15 protein-coding genes are annotated in these 18,610 nt (G+C 72.1%); 4 read left to right on the top strand and 11 right to left on the bottom strand.

Annotated features, from left to right (window positions below):
• Positions 1-15: 15 nt before the first annotated feature.
• From aroF to VA596_RS37735, 4 genes are all read right to left on the bottom strand, one after another.
• Positions 16-1,068: a 3-deoxy-7-phosphoheptulonate synthase gene (gene aroF / locus VA596_RS37750; protein ID WP_323333758.1), complete on the bottom strand. Its 1,053-nt coding sequence runs from the start codon at positions 1,066-1,068 to the stop codon at positions 16-18.
• A 29-nt stretch (positions 1,069-1,097) separates the two neighbouring features.
• The gene (locus VA596_RS37745) at positions 1,098-2,768 is read right to left on the bottom strand and encodes a class I adenylate-forming enzyme family protein (protein WP_323333756.1); all 1,671 of its coding nucleotides are present in this window, start codon (positions 2,766-2,768) and stop codon (positions 1,098-1,100) included.
• Between the two features lie 156 nt (positions 2,769-2,924).
• Entirely contained in the window at positions 2,925-4,775 is a 1,851-nt protein-coding gene (locus VA596_RS37740) for an AfsR/SARP family transcriptional regulator (protein WP_323333754.1), read from the bottom strand.
• Between the two features lie 345 nt (positions 4,776-5,120).
• Positions 5,121-5,945, bottom strand: coding sequence for an ATP-dependent sacrificial sulfur transferase LarE (locus VA596_RS37735; RefSeq protein ID WP_323333752.1), 825 nt, complete (start codon positions 5,943-5,945; stop codon positions 5,121-5,123).
• Between the two features lie 195 nt (positions 5,946-6,140).
• On the opposite strand from VA596_RS37735, the gene larB reads away from it, so the two are divergent.
• The 3 genes from larB (at position 6,141) to VA596_RS37720 (ending at position 9,177) form a co-directional block, all read left to right on the top strand.
• Complete coding sequence (gene larB, locus VA596_RS37730) at positions 6,141-6,836, top strand: nickel pincer cofactor biosynthesis protein LarB (RefSeq protein ID WP_323333751.1); 696 nt, start codon at positions 6,141-6,143, stop codon at positions 6,834-6,836.
• Entirely contained in the window at positions 6,833-8,020 is a 1,188-nt protein-coding gene (gene larC, locus VA596_RS37725) for a nickel pincer cofactor biosynthesis protein LarC (protein ID WP_323333750.1), read from the top strand. Before larB ends, larC begins: the two co-directional genes overlap by 4 nt.
• A gap of 83 nt (positions 8,021-8,103) precedes the next feature.
• Entirely contained in the window at positions 8,104-9,177 is a 1,074-nt protein-coding gene (locus VA596_RS37720; RefSeq protein WP_323333749.1) for an aldo/keto reductase, read from the top strand.
• On the opposite strand, the gene VA596_RS37715 is transcribed toward VA596_RS37720, so the two are convergent.
• Genes VA596_RS37715 through VA596_RS37705 form a run of 3 tightly spaced genes read right to left on the bottom strand, consistent with a single transcriptional unit; the run spans position 9,174 to position 12,204 of the window.
• Positions 9,174-10,379 carry a metal-dependent hydrolase family protein gene (locus tag VA596_RS37715; protein WP_323333748.1) on the bottom strand — a complete coding sequence of 402 codons (1,206 nt, stop codon included), beginning with the start codon at positions 10,377-10,379 and terminating at the stop codon, positions 9,174-9,176. The genes VA596_RS37720 and VA596_RS37715 overlap by 4 nt on opposite strands.
• Positions 10,376-10,816, bottom strand: a complete 441-nt coding sequence (locus VA596_RS37710; protein WP_323333746.1) for a GAF domain-containing protein — start codon at positions 10,814-10,816, stop codon at positions 10,376-10,378. The genes VA596_RS37715 and VA596_RS37710 overlap by 4 nt, the downstream gene beginning before the upstream one ends.
• On the bottom strand, positions 10,813-12,204 hold the full coding sequence (locus tag VA596_RS37705; RefSeq protein ID WP_323333744.1) for an MFS transporter: 1,392 nt from the start codon (positions 12,202-12,204) through the stop codon (positions 10,813-10,815). Before VA596_RS37705 ends, VA596_RS37710 begins: the two co-directional genes overlap by 4 nt.
• Before the next feature lie 125 nt (positions 12,205-12,329).
• On the opposite strand from VA596_RS37705, the gene VA596_RS37700 reads away from it, so the two are divergent.
• Positions 12,330-13,205 (top strand): MurR/RpiR family transcriptional regulator, encoded by an 876-nt coding sequence (locus VA596_RS37700; protein WP_323333742.1) that lies wholly within the window; start codon positions 12,330-12,332, stop codon positions 13,203-13,205.
• 1 nt (position 13,206) lies between these two features.
• On the opposite strand, the gene VA596_RS37695 is transcribed toward VA596_RS37700, so the two are convergent.
• Genes VA596_RS37695 through VA596_RS37680 form a run of 4 tightly spaced genes read right to left on the bottom strand, consistent with a single transcriptional unit; the run spans position 13,207 to position 18,582 of the window.
• Positions 13,207-14,022, bottom strand: a complete 816-nt coding sequence (locus VA596_RS37695; RefSeq protein WP_323333740.1) for a tetratricopeptide repeat protein — start codon at positions 14,020-14,022, stop codon at positions 13,207-13,209.
• 42 nt (positions 14,023-14,064) lie between these two features.
• Positions 14,065-15,798 (bottom strand): glycoside hydrolase family 35 protein, encoded by a 1,734-nt coding sequence (locus VA596_RS37690; RefSeq protein ID WP_323333738.1) that lies wholly within the window; start codon positions 15,796-15,798, stop codon positions 14,065-14,067.
• Complete coding sequence (locus tag VA596_RS37685; RefSeq protein WP_323333736.1) at positions 15,791-17,248, bottom strand: alpha-N-arabinofuranosidase; 1,458 nt, start codon at positions 17,246-17,248, stop codon at positions 15,791-15,793. Before VA596_RS37685 ends, VA596_RS37690 begins: the two co-directional genes overlap by 8 nt.
• On the bottom strand, positions 17,245-18,582 hold the full coding sequence (locus tag VA596_RS37680) for an ABC transporter substrate-binding protein (RefSeq protein WP_323333734.1): 1,338 nt from the start codon (positions 18,580-18,582) through the stop codon (positions 17,245-17,247). Before VA596_RS37680 ends, VA596_RS37685 begins: the two co-directional genes overlap by 4 nt.
• Positions 18,583-18,610 lie beyond the last annotated feature (28 nt).

Below are 18,610 nucleotides of genomic sequence, written 5' to 3'. Positions count from 1 at the left end.
GGTTCCGCTCCCGAACTAGTGACCGCCGCTCAGACGGCGGCCGAGGCCGGCCGCGGCGCCGGCGAGCCGCTCCATGAGCCCGGCGAACTGCTCGGGTCTGAGCGCCTGGTTCCCGTCGCACAACGCCTGCTCCGGCTGGACATGGACATCGATCAGCAACGCGTCCGCCCCCGCGGCGACGGCGGCGAGCGACAGCGGCTCGACCAGCTCGGGCCGGCCACCGGAGTGGCTCGGGTCCACGATCACCGGCAGGTGGGTGCGCTGCTTCCACAGCGCCACCGCGGTGAGGTCGAGCGTGAACCGCGCCGACGGCTCGAAGGTGCGGATCCCGCGTTCGCACAACATGACCTGGTCGTTGCCTTCGAGGAGCAGGTACTCGCCGGCGGCGAGCGTCTCCTCGACGGTGCAGCCGAACCCGCGCTTGAGCACCACCGGCAGGCCGCTCTGGCCGACCGCGCTCAGCAGCGCGAAGTTCTGCATGTTCCGGGCCCCGATCTGGAACCCGTCGACCACCTCGGCCAGCCGCTTGACGTGCTCCGCGTCGACCACCTCGGTGACGAACGGCAGGCCGGTCCGCTTCCGGGCCTCCACCAGCAGCTCGAGCCCGCTGAACCCGAGGCCCTGGAACGCGTGCGGCGAGGTGCGCGGCTTGAACGCCCCGCCCCGCAGCGCGACGGCCCCGTGCGCGGCGACCAGCTCCGCCGTCGCGTTCATCTGCTCCGGGTTCTCGACCGCGCACGGCCCGGCGATCACCGCCACCGAGCCGTCGCCGATCGTGACCGGCCCGAGCGACACGTGGGTGCCGCCCGGGCGCAGCTCACGGCGGCCCAGCCAGGCCTGGCCCTCCCGCGGCACGCGGCGGGTCGGCGCCGGCAGGTCCGGGCCCGCGGCGGCGACGGCGTCCACCGTGCCCGCGGAGTCCATTGTGGATACCGGGAGCACGTGGCCGGCGCCGAGCCGGTAGATCTGCGTCGGCGCGCCGGCCGACTCGAGGTGCCGGAGCCAGCGGTCGACCCCGGCACGGGTCACGGTCTCGTCGAACACGAGCAGCAGGTCTTGGTCAGTCACGACGGTCGTCTTCTCTCGGAGAGTGGGGTTCACCCGAGCGCATCGCTCGTGGCGAGGTTCTTGCCCCGGCGGTCACGGACGTAGACGGCGAGGTCCTTGTACTTGTCGCGCAGGTAGCGCTTCAGCGACTTGCCCGTGACACCGAGCGGGAAGTCGCCGTCGCCCCCGGCGACCTCGACGACGGACAGCTCCGGCTTCCCGTGGGCCCGCAGGGCTTCGTTGGCCGCGAACAGCACCTTTTCGGGGTCCACGCCGTCCCCGGTGACGACGGCGACGGCGACCTTCTCCCCGCCGAACCCGCCGGCGACGACCGTGCAGTCCTCGACGCCGGCCACCTCGTTGAGGATCAGTTCCTCCATCTGCACCGAATAACCCGGGCCGGCCGCGGTGTGCACCACGTCGACCGCGCGGTCGACCTGGTAGAAGGTGCCGTCGCCGTCCTGGTAGGCGACGTCGCCGGTCAGCCAGTAGCCGGCGAGCTTGCTGCGGTAGTAGGTGTCCTGGTTGCCCCAGTACCCGACCGTCATCGACGGCGGCTTCGCCCCGAGCAGGCCGATCTCACCGGGCTCGGCGAGCGTGCCGTTCTCCCGCACGATCGCGACTTCGGCGTAGCCCACCGACTTGCCGACGCAGCGGTCGTCGCGCTCGGTCGCCAGGGTCCGCGGCTTCATGAGGACGCCCCAGCCGAGCTCGGTGGTGCCGAGCCGGTCGAGGAAGGCCGCCGGCGGGAGGCCGGGCGAGCGCCGCGCGAGGATGTTCTTCAGGTGCCGCTCGTGGATGGCGTCCGCCATGGACACCCAGATGTTGACGGAGTCGAGCGCGCCCTTCGGCGTCTCGATCGCGGCCAGCTCCGGGTAGGCGTGGCCGAACGCCATCACCATGCTCGGCTTGTGCTCCTCGACGGCCTTCGCGAGCTCTTCACCCGAGACGTCGCGCCAGACCACGGTCGGCTGGCCGCCGAGCACCGTGTAGGCGTTGAACGACACACAGCCCTGGTGCGACTGCGGGAGCGCGTTGAGGATGACGGCGTCGGGCTCTTCCTGGTAGTTCACCGCGCGCCACTTCGGGCCGTCCAGGATCGTCTTGTGTGTGTGGATCACCGGCTTCGGCAGCCCGGTGGTGCCCGAGGAGTGCATCAGGCCGACCGGGTCGTCCGGGTGGTGCCGGAAGCGGTCCGCGTCGGGCAGCACCGCCGAGGGCAGGGCCGGCAGCTCCTCCATCGTCTTGACCCACCGCAGGTTCAGGCGGTCGAGATCGGGGGCGATCCGGTCGAGCCGTTCCTGGTCGGTGTAGAGCCCCAGCGCGCCGCTGCGCTCGATCAGCGCGACCGCGCTCTCCCGCGGTGCCTTGCTGTTGATGAGCATCGAGATCGCGCCGATCTGCGCGAGCGCCGAGAGGTGCAGGAAGTACTGGATGGAGTCGGGCGGGAAGACCGCGACCCGGTCGTGCGGCCGCACCCCCTGCTCCAGGTACCAGACCGACCAGCTCTGCACGAGGTGGTCGAGGTCGCGCAGGCTGAACCAGTGCCGGGTTTCGCCGTCGGTGTAAGGAATCGGCGTCAGCAAGTGGAGGAACGGCTCGTCCGGGTACGGGTTGAGCTCGAGCATCGAGGGAAGCAGGTTGCCACCGCCGATGTCCGGGTCTCGCAGCACTCGGGCACGCAACTCGGGGCTCAGGACGGTCTTGTGGGTGAACTCCATGTTTTCGCTCTCTGTGCGGGCCCACGACGGCGACGGCAGCGGGAGCGGTCCGGCCGACCGGCTCCGGTACCCAGCCTGCCGGTGGCGGCCATCCGCCCGGCCTCGCCCGCCCATCGGTGGTGCATCGGAGCGCGATGGTGTTGCCGGGCAAGCGGTTCAGCCGAAGCTGCACTCCAGCTCGGTCACCGTCGCCAGTGCGGTGCGGCCGAACGTGCTCCGCAGGCCGTCACCCGGCTCCCGGTCGTCGGCCTTGGCGCGGGCGTGGTCCTGCACCAGCTCGTGGAAGTGGTACCGGCCCGCGGTCCGCTGCCGGACCAGGTGCGCGTCGAACAGTTCTTCCAGCAGCCGTTCCGCGTCGGGCACGGGCAGGTTCAGCAGCAGCGCGGCGGTACCGGCGTCGAACTCCTCACCCGGGTGCGTGGTGCTGCCCAGCACGCGCACCAGCTTGCGCTGCCCGGCCGAGAGCTTCCGGTAGGACGCCTCGAACTGCGCGGCGACACTGCGGTCGTCCAGGGACAGCACCCCGAGCCGGTTCGCGCGGTCGCGCAGGCGGGTCACCAGGTGCTCGAGCGTCCACGCGGGCCGGTTGTGGAACCGGGACGCGGCGATGCTGACGGCCAGCGGCAGGAACCCGCACAGGGACACGATCTCCGCGACGAGGTCCGGCCGGACGCCGGTGCGGCCGAGCCCGGCGATCCGGGTGAACAGCGCCGCGGCCTCGGCCGGGGAGAACACGTCGAGCGAGCGCGACGTCACACCGTCGAGCCCGGCGAGGCGCCGCTGGCTCGTGACGATCACCAGTGCCTTCCCGGTCCCGGGCAGCAACGGCCGGATCTGCCGGGCGTCGAGGGCGTTGTCCAGCACCACCAGCACCCGGCGCTCGGCGAGCTCGGCCCGCCAGCGCGCGGCGCGGTGCCCGCTGTCGTGCGGGATCCGGTCCCGCGCGACGCCGAAGTCCAGCAGCAGCCGCTCGAGCGCGGCGTCCGGGCCGAGGGGTTCCTGGTCGGCCGAGTGCCCGTGCAGGTCGACGAACAGGTGCCCGTCCGGGAACCGGTGCGCCAGCTGGTGGGCCAGCCGCACGGCGAGCGTCGTCTTGCCGACGCCGGGCATGCCGTCGAGGGCGAGGATGCTCAGCGCGGTCCCGGCCGCCGAGCGGCAGCCGGTGAGGAACCGCAGCTCCTCGGCGCGCCCGGTGAAGTGGGCCGTGTCGTAGGGCAGGAAGGAGCGGTTGCCGCGCTCGGCGGCCCGCGACGGCGCCGGGGCCGGGGTGCGCGGCCGGTCGTCGCGCAGGATGCGCTCGTAGAGCTCCCGCAGGCTCGCACCGGGGTCGACGCCGAGCTCGGCCCGGAGCAGCCGGCGGCACTGCTCGTACGTCGTGAGCGCGTCGGCCTTGCGGCCGCACCGGTGCAGCGCCAGCATCAGCAGCTTCCGGGTCTCCTCCCGCAGCGGGTGCTGCGAGACCAGCTCGCCCAGCTGGGGGACGAGCGCGGCGGCGTCCCCGCCGTCCAGGCGCAGCCCGATGAGCCGTTCGGTGGCGGACAACCGGTTTTCCTCGAACCGCGCGGCGGCGATCTCGAACACCGGGCTGTTCAGCCCGGACAGCGCCGGCCCGTCCCACAGGGCGAGCGCCGACTCCAGCTGCTCCACGGCCGCGGTGGGGCGCCCGGCGGCCGCCGCCGCGGACGCCGAGGCGACCATGGCGGTGAAGCGGTGGGCGTCGATGTCCTGCTGGTCCACCTGGATGCGGTACCCGGGGCCGTCCTTGACGACGAGGTGCTTGGCGGCGGCGAAGCTGCGCCGGAGCGCGGCCACGGCGTTGTGGAGCTGCCGCCGCGCCGTCACCGGTGGTTCGCCGTCCCACATGGCTTCGAGCAGCCGCTCGGCGCTGACCACCTTGTCGGCGTTGAGCAGGAGCATCACGAGCAGCCGCTGCTGCCGCAGCCCGCCTAGATCGACCCGCTCCCCGTCACGCTGGACCCGCAACGTGCCGAGCACCTTGAAGTACACAGGACCTCCCCCACCGTACGCGCACGGCTACCGCTCGCAGCGGCCCGCGTGCAGAACTCAGGAACAATAGCTGAAATATGCGCTTGGCAAGGCGGGAGAAGCAGGTTCGGTGTTCTCGGCATTGCTTCGGCGTGACTAATTCATGATCGCGCCGTCAAGATCGTCGCGGACCGTGTGCGATCGGTCGCAATTGACGGACGAATGACATCAACGGGATAGCGCGGACTCCGGTTACTGGTTCTTTTGTCTGCCTTTTGGGGACACCGTGGGGACACCTTGGGACATAGTCGGGAACAGCGGGGAACACATCGGGGAACGCGCCGGGAAGAATCCGGGTGCGCGGTCCTAGGTGGGCGGGGCGAGCGCGGGCGCCCGGTAGGCCGCCACCGCACCCGGGCCGGTCAGCCCGAGCTCGCCCAGCGCCGCGAGCACCGCCCCGGAGAGTCCGGGCCGGGCGTACACGGCGGCACGGGCGGCCGGGTCGAGCTCGACCCGGAACCCCTCGCCGAGCAGCCGGACGCGCAGATCACGCGGGTGGACGCCGGCCCCGGCAAGCCGGGCCCCCACCGCGATCTCGGCCCGTTCCACCAGACCCAGCCTCCGTAAAGAGACCGGCACGCCGACGGAGATACGTGACGCGAGGCACGGCGTCGACGATTTGTCGGCCACGGAAAGTGACCACTCGGCCGCGAGCGCCCGCACGTCCTGTTTGCCCAGGCCGGCGTCGGCGAGTGGCTCGACCACCTGCAGCTCCCGGGCGGCCCGCAGACCAGGGCGGTGTAACGCACGGTGGTCGTCCGCGTGGGTTCCGGTGGCCACGTGCGCGAGCCCGCGCCGGACCGCCAGCTCCCCGACCGCGCTCAGCACGGTGCGCTTGCAGAAGTAACAGCGGTCGCCCGCGTTCGCCCGGTAACCGGGCACCTCCAGCTCCGCGACCTCCACCTCCGCGAGCTCCGCGCCGAGGCCGGCCGCGAGCTCCCGGGCGGCGGTCAGCTCGGCCCGCGCCAGGCTCGGCGAATCGGCGATCACGGCCAGCACGCGGTCACCCGGCAGCGCCCGCAGCGCGGCCGCCAGCACCAGCGCCGAGTCGACGCCGCCGGAGAAGGCGACGGCCACGCCGCCGAGCTCCCGCAGCCGGCTCAGCAGCCGGCCGGCCCGCCCCGCGTCCACTAGGGCGTCCCCACTGCTCGTACGGGCGCGATGATCCATTTTCGACAATAGAAGAGCACGGTTCCTCCGCTCGAGGCGTCTTGCGTGCGGTAAGTCGATCGCGGCGGTCCCGCGCAGTCAACACATTGCTGTATTCGTGCGCTTGTCCCCCGGCGCAGTTTACATGTGTAGCGGACGAACACTAACGTGTCGACTGTGGTATCGACTGATGGAACGGCGGCAACCACCGCGGATCTCGGCTTTGCGCGATTGGACCTCGACCGGGTGGTCCGGACGGGCGATCCCGAAGTGGTATTCGGCGCGGGCAAAACTCCCGACCAGATAGTGGCCGCGCTCGCCCGGCTGCACGAAGAACATCCCGGACGGGCGGTACTCGCGACCCGGGTCGACGGGGAAGCACGCACCCGGTGCCGGGAACGGCTTCCCGGCGCGCGGGTCGACGACGCCGGCCGCACGGTCACCCTCGGGGAGCCGCCCGCGCCCCGCGGCCGGGTGGCCGTCGTGTGCGCGGGCACGTCGGACCTGCCCGTCGCCCGCGAATGCGCCACGACGGTGGCGGTGTTCGGCGCGGAACCGGACCTCGTCGTCGACGTCGGGGTCGCCGGGCTGCACCGGCTGCTGGCCGAACGCGACCGGATCGCCGGCGCCGACGCGATCGTGGCGATCGCCGGGATGGAGGCCGCGCTGCCAACCGTCCTCGGCGGACTCTGCGGGGTGCCGCTCATCGCGGTGCCGACCAGCGTCGGGTACGGCTGGCACATGGACGGGCTGACCGCGTTCCTCACGATGCTCAACAGCTGCGCGCCGGGCGTGGTGACCGTCAACATCGACAACGGCTTCGGGGCCGGTGTCGCCGCGGCCCGCGTCGCGCGTCAGTCGGTGGCGTCGTGACGGTCGGGTGGATCGACGCCGGCAACGGCTGCGCGGGCGACATGCTGCTGGCCGCGCTGGTCGACGCCGGTGCGGACTTCGACGGGATCGTCTCGGGCCTCGCCAAGCTGCCGGTCGACGACGTCCGCCTCACCGAGCAAGTGGTGCGGCGCCACGGGTTGCGGGCCCGGCAGGTGCTCGTCGAGGCGCCGGAGACCCGGCACGCCCGGCACCTGCCCGAGATCCTCGACCTGATCGCGGGCGCCGGGCTGCCCGTCCGGGCGGAGCGGTTCGCCACGGCGGTGTTCGGCAGGCTGGCCGAAGCGGAAGCCGCCGTGCACGGCATCGAAGCGTCCCGGGTGCACTTCCACGAGGTCGGCGCGCTGGACGCGATCGTCGACATCGTCGGCTGCGCGCTGGGGCTGGAGGCGCTGGGGCTGCTGGAAGCGAGCGTCACGGTGTCGCCGATCGCGGTGGGCGGCGGCACGGTGACGGCGGCGCACGGCAGGCTCACTGTGCCGCCGCCGGCGGTGCTGGCCCTGCTGACCGGCGCGGCCGCCCCGGTGGCCGCCCACCCCGCGGCACGTGAGCTCTGCACGCCCACGGGCGCGGCGTTACTCGTCACGCTGGCCGGCGCGTACGGCCCGATGCCTTCGTGCGTACCGGAAAAGGTGGGCGTCGGCGCGGGCACGGCCGACCCGCCCGGGCACGCGAACATCGTCCGCGTGGTCGTCGGCGCGGGCACCGGCGCCGCGCCAGCGTGGGTGAGCACGGCGATGACGGTGATCGAGACCACCGTGGACGACCTCGACCCGCGCCTGTGGCCGGAGGTCCTGTCGGCCCTGCGCGGAGCGGGCGCCGCGGACGCCTGGTGCGCCCCGGTGACGGCCCCGAAGGGCCGGGCGGGCGTGGTCCTGACGGTCCTGACGGCCGACGACCGCGTCGACGGCGTGTGCGCCGCGGTCTTCGCCCACACGTCCACTTTGGGCGTCCGCCTGTCCCCCGTGGAGCGGCGCGCCCTGCCGCGCGACAGCGTCACGGTGGATCACCGCGGCCAGGCGGTCAGCGTGAAGCGCGGGTACCTGAACGGGGTGGTGGTCACGGCGCAGCCGGAGTACGAGGAGGTGCGGGCCGCGGCGGAGGCGACCGGGCAACCGCTGCGGCAGGTCCTGGAGGAGGTCCGCGCAGCAGCGGGCCGGCTCTAGCCCGGAGTGGACTTGCCGGTCCAAAAAAGTCCCGGCACGCTGAGGAGGTCCACGAGAATTCCGCTGTACAGGAGCACTTCCCCATGGCACTCGACCAGTACTACCTCCTCGGCCGCTCCGGGCTGCGGGTCAGCAGGCTCGCCCTGGGCACGATGAACTTCGGCACCGGCGGCTTCCACGCCGCCTACGGGAAGACCGAGGACGAGGCCCGCCCGATCTTCCGCCGCTACCTCGAAGACGGCGGCAACTTCGTCGACACCGCGGACTTCTACACCGCCGGCGAAAGCGAAACCATCCTCGGCAAGCTCATCGGCGAGGCGAACGTCCGCGACAAGGTGGTGCTCACCACCAAGTTCACCAACAGCGTCACCGAGGGCGACCCGAACGCGGGCGGCAACGGGCGCAAGCACATGGTCCGCGCGCTGGAGGCGTCGCTCCGGCGGCTGGGCACCGACTACGTCGACCTCTTCCTGCTGCACACCTGGGACCGGCTCACCCCGGTCGAAGAGGTGATGCGCACGTTCGACGACCTCGTCCGCGCGGGCAAGATCCGCTACGCCGGGCTGTCGGACGTGCCCGCCTGGTACGCCTCGCGGGCCCAGACGTTCGCCGAGGCCAACGCGCTCACGCCGGTGATCAACGTCCAGCTGCCGTATTCGCTGGTGCAGCGGGAGATCGAGACCGAGCACGTCACGATGGGACAGACGCTCGGCCTCGGCGTCACGGCGTGGAGCCCACTGGCCGGCGGCTTCCTGACCGGCAAGTACCGCACCGGAACCGAGGGCCGGTACGCCAACCCGGACACCCAGACCTGGACCGAACGGGACTGGCATCTGCTCAAGCCGCTGGAGGAGGTCGCGGGCAAGCTCGGCGTGACGATGGCCCAGGTCGCGCTCAACTGGGTAGCCACCCAGCCGGGCATCGCGTCGGCGATCGTCGGCGCCAGCAGCGCAGAGCAACTCGGAGCAAGCATGGCGGCCCTCGACTTCGAGATCCCCGCCGAGCTGCGCACCCTCCTAGACGAGGCGAGCGCGGTGCCGCCGGCGTCGGTCTACCGGATGTTCACGCCGGAGTACCAGAACTGGATCGTCACCCCGGGCCTGAAGATCGGCGACAAACCGGAGGGGTACGCGCCAGGAGTGCGGAACTGGGTCTAGGACACCACGTCCCCGCCCTGCACCACGTGCCGGAACCGCCCGGTCAGCACTCCGACATCGGCTAGCGGGTCGCCGTTCACCACCAAGAGGTCCGCGTGTGCGCCGATGGCCAGGGTGCCGATCTCGCCGGTGAGGTTCAGCAGGGCCGCGGCGGTCGACGTTGCCGAGCGCAGCACCTCCAGCGGTGACTGGACTTCGGCGCGCAGGCGGAACTCGTGGTTCTGGTGGCGGTGCATGCCGCCCAGCAGGTCGGTGCCGTAGACCAGGTTCACGCCGCCGCGGGACGCGCGCTCCACGGCGGCCAGGCCCGCGCCGAGGACCTCGTCCACCTTGCGCCAGCTGGACTCCGGCAGGCCGTGCTCGCGGCCTTCCTCCTTCAGCGCCCAGTACGTCACCAAGGTCGGCACCAGGTAGGCGTCCCGCTCGAGGAACAGCTCGACACTGCGGTCGTCGAGGAGGTTGCCGTGCTCGATCGAGCGGATTCCCAGCTCCAGGGCCCGGTTGACGGCGCGGGCGGTGTAGGCGTGCGCGGCGACGTACCGGTTGGCCGCCTCCGCCTCCTCGACGATCGCGCGCAGTTCGTCGGCGGAGTACTGCGTCGAGTCGATGCGGTCGGTCGGGGAGGCGACGCCGCCCGAGGCCATCACCTTGATGTGGTGGGCGCCCTTGCGCAGCTCGTCGCGGGCGGCGGCGCGGACCGCGTCGACGCCGTCGGCGACCCGGCCGAGGCCCGCGCAGCACTGGTGGTCGTCCCGGACGTGGGTGCCGCGGGTCCGGCTGTCGCCGTGCCCGCCGGTCTGGCTCAGCGCCTTGCCGCAGAACAGCAGCCGCGGACCGCGGATCAGCCCTTCGGCCTGCGCGTCGGCGAGGCCGTAGTCGGCGCCCGAGGCGTCGCGGACGGTGGTGAAGCCGCGGTCGAGCATCCCGCTCATGGTGTGGGCGGCCTGGGCGCCCACGTAGAACGGGGACGCCGACGGCAGCGAGCCGAGGTCCGCGGTCGACGCGGTGACGTGCACGTGCGCGTCGATCAGCCCGGGCAGCACGACGGCGCCGCGCAGGTCCTCGGTGCGGACGTCGGCCGCGGCCAGCCCGGGCCCGGCCTCGGCGATCCGGCCGTCGGCGCACCGCAGGTCGCCCTCGGTGTACTCCCCCGTCGCCGGGTCGAGCAGGCGGGCGTTGCGCAGCAGCAGCGATCCGGTCACCGGTTCTTCTCCTCCTCTTCGAATCCGAGCAGTGCGGGGACGGCCAGCGGCGCGAGCGACGCGGCCGTCACCACCGAATCCTCGTCGTAGCGGCCTTCCGCGTCGAGGATGTTGAGCACGCCGAGCGTCCGGCCGTCCGCGACGACGGGCACGTTGATCACGGCACCGCAGCCGAGCGAGTCGATCAGCGCGTGGTCGGCGAAGATCTCGCGCACCGCCGCGCGGTCCGGCCCGAGGTAGGGCTCCTGCGCGGTGACGCACCGCGCGAGCCAGCCCGCGGCCACCTCGACGGTCTTCTCCCCGCCGACCGGGTACTCCGCGGGATGGCTGCTGTGCACCCGCCGCAGCGCCTGGCGCTCCGGTACCCACGCGAGCACGGTGAACAGCCGCACGCCGATCGCGTCGCGCACCCGTTCCTCCACTGTGGACAGCTTCACTTCGTCATCTCCTTGGCGGTGGCCGCGGGCGCACCGCGTTCGGTCAGTTCCTCGAGCGAGCGGCCGGCGGTGGACAGGCCGAACACGACCACGCACACCACCCCGGCGGCCAGCACGATCGTCGTCAGGCCGAAGACGCCGGCGAACCCGAGGCTCGCCGAGGACAGGCCGATGATCGTCGGCGCCAGGATGCTGCCGACCCGGCCGAACGCGCTCGACAGGCCGGTGCCGCTGGCCCGGATCCAGGTCGGGAACACCTCGGGCGTGTAGGAGTACACCCCGGCGTAGGTGCCGTTGAGGAAGAACGAAAGCACCGCGCCCGCCAGCGTGATCGACCATGGCGCGGACATCTGGCTCAGCCAGAACGCGCTCACCGCCGAGCCGGCCAGGTACAGCGCGATGGTGTGCTTGCGGTCGAGCCGCTCCGACAGCCAGGCCGCCGAGAAGTACCCGGGCACCTGGGCCAGGTAGATGATGATCGAGAACTCGAAGCTCTTGGTCACCGTGATCCCGCGCTCGACCAGCAGCGTCGGGATCCACGAGAAGAACCCGTAGTAGGAGAACGTGATCACGAACCAGACGGCCCAGATCACCGCCGTCCGGCGCGCCATCGCGGGGCTCCACAGGAACTTCAGCGCGCTGAGGAGGTTGACCTTCGGCGTTTCGGTCACGGGCTGGGCGTCAGCGGCCGGAACCGGCGGGAGCGCGGTGCCGGTCGCCTTCTCGACGTCGCGTTCCAGCTTGGCTACGACCGTCTCGGCTTCGGCGTCCCGGCCCTGCGCGAGCAGGAAGCGCGGCGATTCGGGCAGCGACCGGCGCCACCACAGGAGCATGACGATCGGCAGCGCGGTGACCAGCTGCGCGACGCGCCAGCCCTCGTCGAACGACGGCACGACGAACCGCCCGATCAGCGCGGCCGCGACGAAGCCGAACGAGAAGAACCCGGCGAGCGCGCCGACGAACCAGCCACGCCGCTTCGCGGGGACGAACTCGGACAGGAACGGCGCGATGATCGCGCTTTCGGCACCCGCGCCGGCCCCGGCCAGCACCCGGGCGCCGAGGAAGACCTCGTAGTTGGGCGAGAAGGACGCGATGACCGAGAACAGCGCGTAGAAGGCCAGCGCGTACATCATGACCTTCTTGCGGCCGATGCGGTCGCCGAGCAGGCCGGCCGCGATCGCGCCGAAGAGGAAGCCGAACGGCGTGGCCGAGCCGATCAGCCCGAGCTGGCCGTTGTCCAGCCCCCACACGGTCTTCGCGCTGGGCAGGAGGAACGCGACGACCGCGGAGTCCATGCCGTCGAAGGTGTACCCGAGCCCGCCGATGAGCAGCAGCTTGTAGTGCGGGCGGCTCAGCGGGAGCCGGTCCAGTCGTGCCAGCAGCGTCATGAGGAGCACCTTCCGTGATCCGGGCTGCGCGAGTGCGGACAACGTATACTGCACTTCGGCGAATATGCAACGTTCTTTGCATGTGCACCCTGCGTTACGGTGGCGCGGTCAAGGGAGGGGCTCAGGTGGCGGAGACCGACGACGGTTTCGAGGGATGGCTCCGGGACCGGCTGCCGGACCGGGGGCTGCGGCCCAAGTCGGCGGCGGTGCTCGACGTGCTGGTGACCCAGCCGAGGCGGGCGTCGTTCGGCTCGACGGCGGAGCTGGCCCAGCTCGCCGGCGTCAACATCGCGACGGTGACGCGCACGGCCCAGGCGCTGGGCTTCGCCGGCTGGCCGGCGTTGCAGCAGGAGCTGCGGGCGCGGTACCTGTCGTCGCTGAGCGCGCCGCAGGTCGCCGAGGAGCACCGCGGCGTCGACTCGCCGGGCTCGGCGTCCTTGAGCCGCGACCTCGACAGCCTCGCCCTGCTCAACCGCCGGATCGACGAGGAGCTGATCCGCGAGGTCGCCCGGGCGATCGCGGCGGCCCGCCGGACCGTGGTGATCGCCGACGGCAGCTACGCGGCGGTCGGCATCGCCTTCGCGCACAACGCGCGTCTCGCGGGCTACGACGTCCACGCGGTGACGGCGGGCGACGCGGAACTGGCCAACACGACGGCCAAGCTGACCGGCGACGACGTGCTCGTGGCGATCAGCTTCTGGCGCCTGTACGAGAGCACGGTCCTGGCGGCGGAGGAGGCGAAGAGCCGGGGCGCGCGGGTCTTCGCCGTCACGGACGCGGCCAGCCCGTCACTGGCCGGCGCGGCGGAGAGCGTGCTGCTGGTGCCGGCCGAGGGCGTCACGTTCTTCCCGTCCCTGACCGCGGGCATGGCCCTGGTCCAGGCGATCGTCGCCCAGCTGGCCGCGGTGGACCCGGCCCGCACGGGCAGGTCCATCGAGGCGGCGGAGGCGATGTGGTCCCGCTTCGACCTCCTGCACCGGCGCCCCTCCGGAAAACCCTGACTCAGGCTTCGAGGTCTTCGAGCAGGGCTCGTGCTTCGAGGTCGCCCCACGCCGACGCGTGCGCCAGGACGTCACCGGCCTCGTCCGGCCGTCCCCGCTCCACCAGGAAGTTCCCCAGCTCGTACCCCCAGCCCGGTTCGTCGTCCTCCTTCGCCAGCCGGAACTCACGCTCGGCGGCCACCGGATCGTCGCGTTCTTCCCACAGGAAGAGCGCGAAGTTCTGGTGCGCCTTGGGCGCGCCCAGCTCGACGGACCTCCGGTGCGCCTCCTCGGCTCCGGCCAGGTCTCCCCGCGCCGCGAGCACGGCGGCGAGCGCGACGTACGTGCTCGGCCGGCGCTCGTCGAGGTGCTCGCGAGCGAGCCGCTCCGCGGTGCCGACGTCCGCGAGGTCCTCCAGGTACAGGTGGACGAGGTTGCCCGCGGCCAGCGTGTCGCCGGCTCGGACCGCCTCGGTCAGCACCGCGATCGCCTCGTCGAAGCGCTCCTGCCCGCGCAGGAACACCCCGAAGTCGTTGGCGGCTTCGCCGTTCCCGGCCGCGAGCGCCGTCCGGTAGGCCGACTCGGCCGTCACGGCGTGCCCGAGATCGTCGGCGACGGCGCCGAGGAGGCCGGCCAGCCGCGTCTCACCGCCGTCGACCGCCGTCACGAGCACCTTCTCGGCCGCTTCGTAATCACCGGTTTCCATGAGCGTGAGGGCCAGCTGGCGCGACGCGCCCGGCTCGCCCGCGGCCACCGCGTCCCGCAGCAGCGGGAGGGCTTCTTCGTGGCGGTCGTCGTCGCGCAGCCGGGCGCCGCGGTCGGTCAGCGAGGGGGTCACCGCGCCAGTGGACCGGCCCGGCGGCCCCGCCGCCACCGAATTTCACGCCTCGGTGTGTCCCAGCAACGGCCGCGGGACGAACCGGGCCGCCGGGTCCAGGAGCGTGTCCAGTTCGAGCACCGTGAGTTCGTTGGCCCCCTCCCGGACGACCGGGCGCGGCACGTACAGCGTGCGCTGCGGCCCGCGCCGCCAGTAGCGGCCCAGGGGGAAACCGTTGAACCACGCCATTCCCTTGCCCCACTCGCCTGTGTCCAGGAACAGGTCGGCCGGAGCGGGGACGTCCACCGAGGCGCGCAGCAGCACCGGCCCGGCCACCGGCCCCGCGACCGGGGAAGGCCGCGCCGACGGAAGGGCGGCCAGGTCGATCGGCAGGACCTCCCAGCCGAGCAACGGCGAGCCGTCCACCGACGCGCCGCCGATGATGCCCTTCGGCTCGCCGATCCGCGGGCCGTAGTCGACGCGGCCCTCGTCCTCGACCAGCACCAGCAGCTCACCGGGGCCGGCCGGCAGCGGGAGGGCCCGCTCGTGGTGCTCCCGCAGCAGAGTGCCGACGCGGACGCCGTCCAGGAACACCGTCGCGCGGTCGCGGACCTCGCCGAACACGAGCACCCCCGGCCCGTCGACCCAGGTCCGCAGCAACGCCAGCCGCGGCATCGGGGACAGTTCGTCGAACACCGGCAGCTCTTCGAAGGACCGCCACGTGCCCCAGCGCTCCGGGGCGTCGAGCAACGGCACCGGGCCGCCCAGCACCGCCGACGGCGTCGGCGCGGACCGCGCCGGGGGCGGGACCGTGTCGGGCACCTTGTGGTAGCGGGCGATCACCTCCCGGAACGCGTGGTACTTCGGCGTCGGGTCGCCGCCTTCGTCCAGCGGCGCGTCGTAGTCGTAGGACGTGACGATCGGCTGGTAGACGCCCTTGTCGTTGGCCCCGCTGGTGAGCCCGAAGTTGGTGCCGCCGTGGAACATGTACAGGTTGACCGACGCGCCCGCGGCGAGCAGCGCGTCGAGCTCCGCCGCGGCGTCGGCGGCGGACGTCGTGTGGTGGTGGGCGCCCCAGTTGTCGAACCAGCCGTTCCAGAACTCGCTGCACATCAGCGGCCCGGTCGGCTGGTGCTCGCGCAGCAAAGCCAGCCGCGCCGTCGCGTCGGAGCCGAACGACGCCGTCCGGTGCAGCCCGTCCAGGCCACCGGCTTCGAGCATGTCCGGCTGGTCCACTGTGGTCAGTGGCACGGTGACACCGGCTTCACGCGTGTAGTCGGCCAAGGCCTGCAGGTACCGCTTGTCGCTGCCGAACGCGCCGTACTCGTTCTCGACCTGGACGAGCAGCACCGGCCCGCCGCGGTCGATCTGGTGCGGCACAACGACTTCGAACACCCGCGTCAGGTACTCGCGCACGGCCGCGAGGTACCGCGGCTCGAACCGGCGGACGCCCACCGCGGGGTCGCGGAACAGCCACGCCGGCAGGCCGCCGTTGTCCCACTCCGCGCAGATGTACGGGCCGGGCCGCACGATCGCGTACATCCCGGCGTCGGCGACCAGCCGCAGGAACCGGTCGAGGTCGAGGCCGCCGGAGACGTCGAAGGTGCCGGGTTCGGGCGCGTGCGCGTTCCACGCCACGTACGTCTCGATGGTGTTGAGCCCCATCCGCCGGGCCTTGTCGATCCGGTCGGCCCACAGGTCAGGGTGCACCCGGAAGTAGTGCAGCGCGCCGGACAGGATCCGGAACGGGCGGCCGTCGAGCAGGAAGTCGGTGTCCCCGATGGTGAACTCAGGCATCCGGGGCCGCCAGCCGGAGCAGGGACCAGGACCGCGGGGGCAGCGTCACGGTGACGGTGGTTCCTTTCGCGTCGGACGTCGCGGCGGCACCGGGCAAGGACACCGGCCCCGCCGCGGAAAGGGTTTCGGCGGCGGCCACCTCGAACCGCGCGCCACGGAGGCGGATCTCGACGTCGGTGCTCGCAGTGGCGCGGTTCGTCAGGAACACCGCTCCGGCCGACCCGTCGAGCGTCGCGGCGACGTCGACGAGGTCGACCTCACCGTGCCGCTCCGTCCGCAGCCGGTCGCCTTCGACGGACACTTGCAGGCTCACTCCCCGGGCCAGCGACGAGACGAGCCGGAACGGGTGGAACGTCGGCTGCCGCCACGCCGCGCCGCCGGGCTCGGTGCGGATCGGCGCGATGACGTTCACCAGCTGCGCCTGGTTGGCCATCGTGACCCGGTCGACGTTGCGCAGCAGCGCACCCAGCAGCGAGCCGACGACCACCGCGTCGGTGAGGGTGTAGGTGTCCTCCAGCAGCGGCGGGTGCTCCGGCCAGCCACCGGCGACGAGCCGGGGCTGGTCGGTCTCGTTCCAGCGGCGCAGGTCCCAGACGTTCCACTCGTCGACGCTGATCCCGACCTCGAGCCCCAGCTCGTCGATGACGCCCGCGGCCGTCCGGATGTAGGCGTCCAGCGCGGCCGCGCTCGCGAGGTAGCTGGCGGTGTCGCCGTCGTGTTCCTGGTAGTAGGCGTGCAGCGAGATGTGGTCGACGAGCCCGGCCGTGTGCCGCAGCACCGTGCGTTCCCACTCGCCGAACGTGGGCATGTCGGCGTGGGAACTGCCCGCGACGACCAGCTCGACGTCCGGGTCGATCATCCGCATGACCCGCGCGGTCTCCGCGGCCAGCCGGCCATACTCGTCGGCCGTCTTGTGCCCGATCTGCCACGGGCCGTCCATCTCGTTGCCCAGGCACCACAGCCGGAAGCCGAACGGGCGGTCGGCGCCGTTCGCGCGCCGCCGCTCGCTCAGCTCGGTGCCGCCGGGGTGGTTGCAGTACTCGAGGACGTCCGCGGCCTCCTGGACACCGCGGGTGCCGAGGTTGACCGCGTACATCACCTCGACGTCCGCGGCCTGCGCCCACGCGGCGAACTCGTGCAGCCCGAACCGGTTGGACTCCACGCTGTGCCAGGCCGGGTCGAGCCGGACCGGCCGGTCCGGCCCGACACCGTCCTCCCAGCGGTACGCCGAGACGAAGTTGCCGCCGGGGTAGCGCACGACCGTCGGCCCGAGCTCCCGGACCAGCTCCAGCACGTCACCCCGGAAGCCACGACTGTCCGAAGTAGAATGTCCCGGTTCGTGAATCCCGGTGTATACGGCCCGGCCCAGGTGCTCGACGAACGAGCCGAACAGACGCCGCGGGACCGGCCCGACGACGTCCGAGACGGAGGCTTCGATCCGGACGCTCATCCCGCGCTGACCGTGAAACCCTGCTGGTTGCCGTAGTCGACCAGCGCCTTCTGCCACGCGGCCAGCCCGGCGTCGAGGCTGGTGCCGTTGAGGTAGGCCTGGCCGACGGTGTCGGTGAAGACGCTGTTGGCGTAGGTCTGGTACGGCAGGTAGGTCCAGCCCTTCGCGACGTCCTTCGACGCCTGCGTCAGCACCTGGTTGACCTTCTGCCCGCCGAAGTACGGCACGGCCTCGTCGACGAACGCGGGCGAGGTCAGGTCGGCCGTGGTGGCCGGGAAGCCGCCGCTCTCGATGAACGGCTTGACGCCGTTGCCGTGGTTGAGCCAGCGCACGAACGCCGCGGCCAGCGCCGGGTTCTTGCTCTGCTTGAGCACGGACTGCGTGCTGCCGCCGTTCTCCGCGGTGACCGGCTGCCCGTCGTAGGTCGGCATCGGCGCCACCGCCCACTTCCCGGCGCCGCCGGGCACCGAGGACTTGAAGTTGCCGGGCATCCAGGCGCCGGTGACCAGGGAGGCGACGGTGCCGTCGCCCAGCGCGCGGAACCAGTCGTCGGACCACTCCTTGACCGGGGCGAGCAGCTTGCCCTCGACCAGCTGGTTCCACAGCGCGGTCCACTTCTTCGAGCCCGCGTCCGCCAGGTTGATCTTCACGTTCCGGCCGTCCGCGGTGAACGGGTGCCCGCCCGCCTGCCAGATCATGCTCAGCGCGAAGCCGGGGTCACCGGTGTCGGACGTGATGTACTTCGACGGGTCGGCCGCGTGCAGCTTCTTGGCCGCGGCGACGTACTCGTCCCACGTCTTCGGCACGGTGATGGCGTTCTTGTCGAAGACCTCCTTGTTGTAGAACAAGGCCATCGGGCCGGAGTCCTGCGGCAGGCCGTACAGCCCGTTGTTGCTCTTCACCTGCGCCCAGGTCGACGCGCTGTAGTCCTTTTCGAACGCCTGGAAGCCGAACTGGCCGAGGTCGGCGAGCGAGTCGGTCAGCGCGAACTGCGGCAGGGCGTAGTACTCGACCTGCGCGACGTCCGGGGCGCCGGAGCCGGCCTTGATCGCGTTCTGCAGCTTGGTGTACTCGTCCTTGTTCGTGCCCGCGTTGACGTAGTTCACCTTGACGTTCGGGAACTCCTTCTGGAACGCCGCGACCTGGTCCTTCGCCGACGGCGTCCAGCTCCAGTAGGTGATCTCCCCGCCGGCCTTCAGCGCGGCGTCGACGGAGTCCTGGGTGCCGGTCGCGGCGGCGGGCCCGGAGGAGCTTCCGGACGAGCAGCCCACGGCCAGCAGGGCGGCCAGCGCGACGGCGCCGAACGCCTTGGCGCGACTACGGATGCGTGACATCGGGTGTCCCTTCACGACGGTGTGACGG

Source organism: Amycolatopsis heterodermiae (assembly GCF_034929455.1).
Lineage (GTDB): Bacteria > Actinomycetota > Actinomycetes > Mycobacteriales > Pseudonocardiaceae > Amycolatopsis > Amycolatopsis heterodermiae.
This window is presented reverse-complemented; position numbering and strand designations above follow the sequence as displayed.

Excerpts from the sequence above, each read along its gene's own strand:
- VA596_RS37745 (WP_323333756.1), bottom strand. The coding sequence starts at position 2,768 with ATGGAGTTCACCCACAAGACCGTCCTGAGCCCCGAGTTGCGTGCCCGA.
- VA596_RS37720 (WP_323333749.1), top strand. The coding sequence starts at position 8,104 with ATGGCACTCGACCAGTACTACCTCCTCGGCCGCTCCGGGCTGCGGGTC.
- VA596_RS37705 (WP_323333744.1), bottom strand. The coding sequence starts at position 12,204 with ATGACGCTGCTGGCACGACTGGACCGGCTCCCGCTGAGCCGCCCGCAC.
- VA596_RS37690 (WP_323333738.1), bottom strand. The coding sequence starts at position 15,798 with ATGCCTGAGTTCACCATCGGGGACACCGACTTCCTGCTCGACGGCCGC.
- VA596_RS37685 (WP_323333736.1), bottom strand. The coding sequence starts at position 17,248 with ATGAGCGTCCGGATCGAAGCCTCCGTCTCGGACGTCGTCGGGCCGGTC.
- VA596_RS37680 (WP_323333734.1), bottom strand. The coding sequence starts at position 18,582 with ATGTCACGCATCCGTAGTCGCGCCAAGGCGTTCGGCGCCGTCGCGCTG.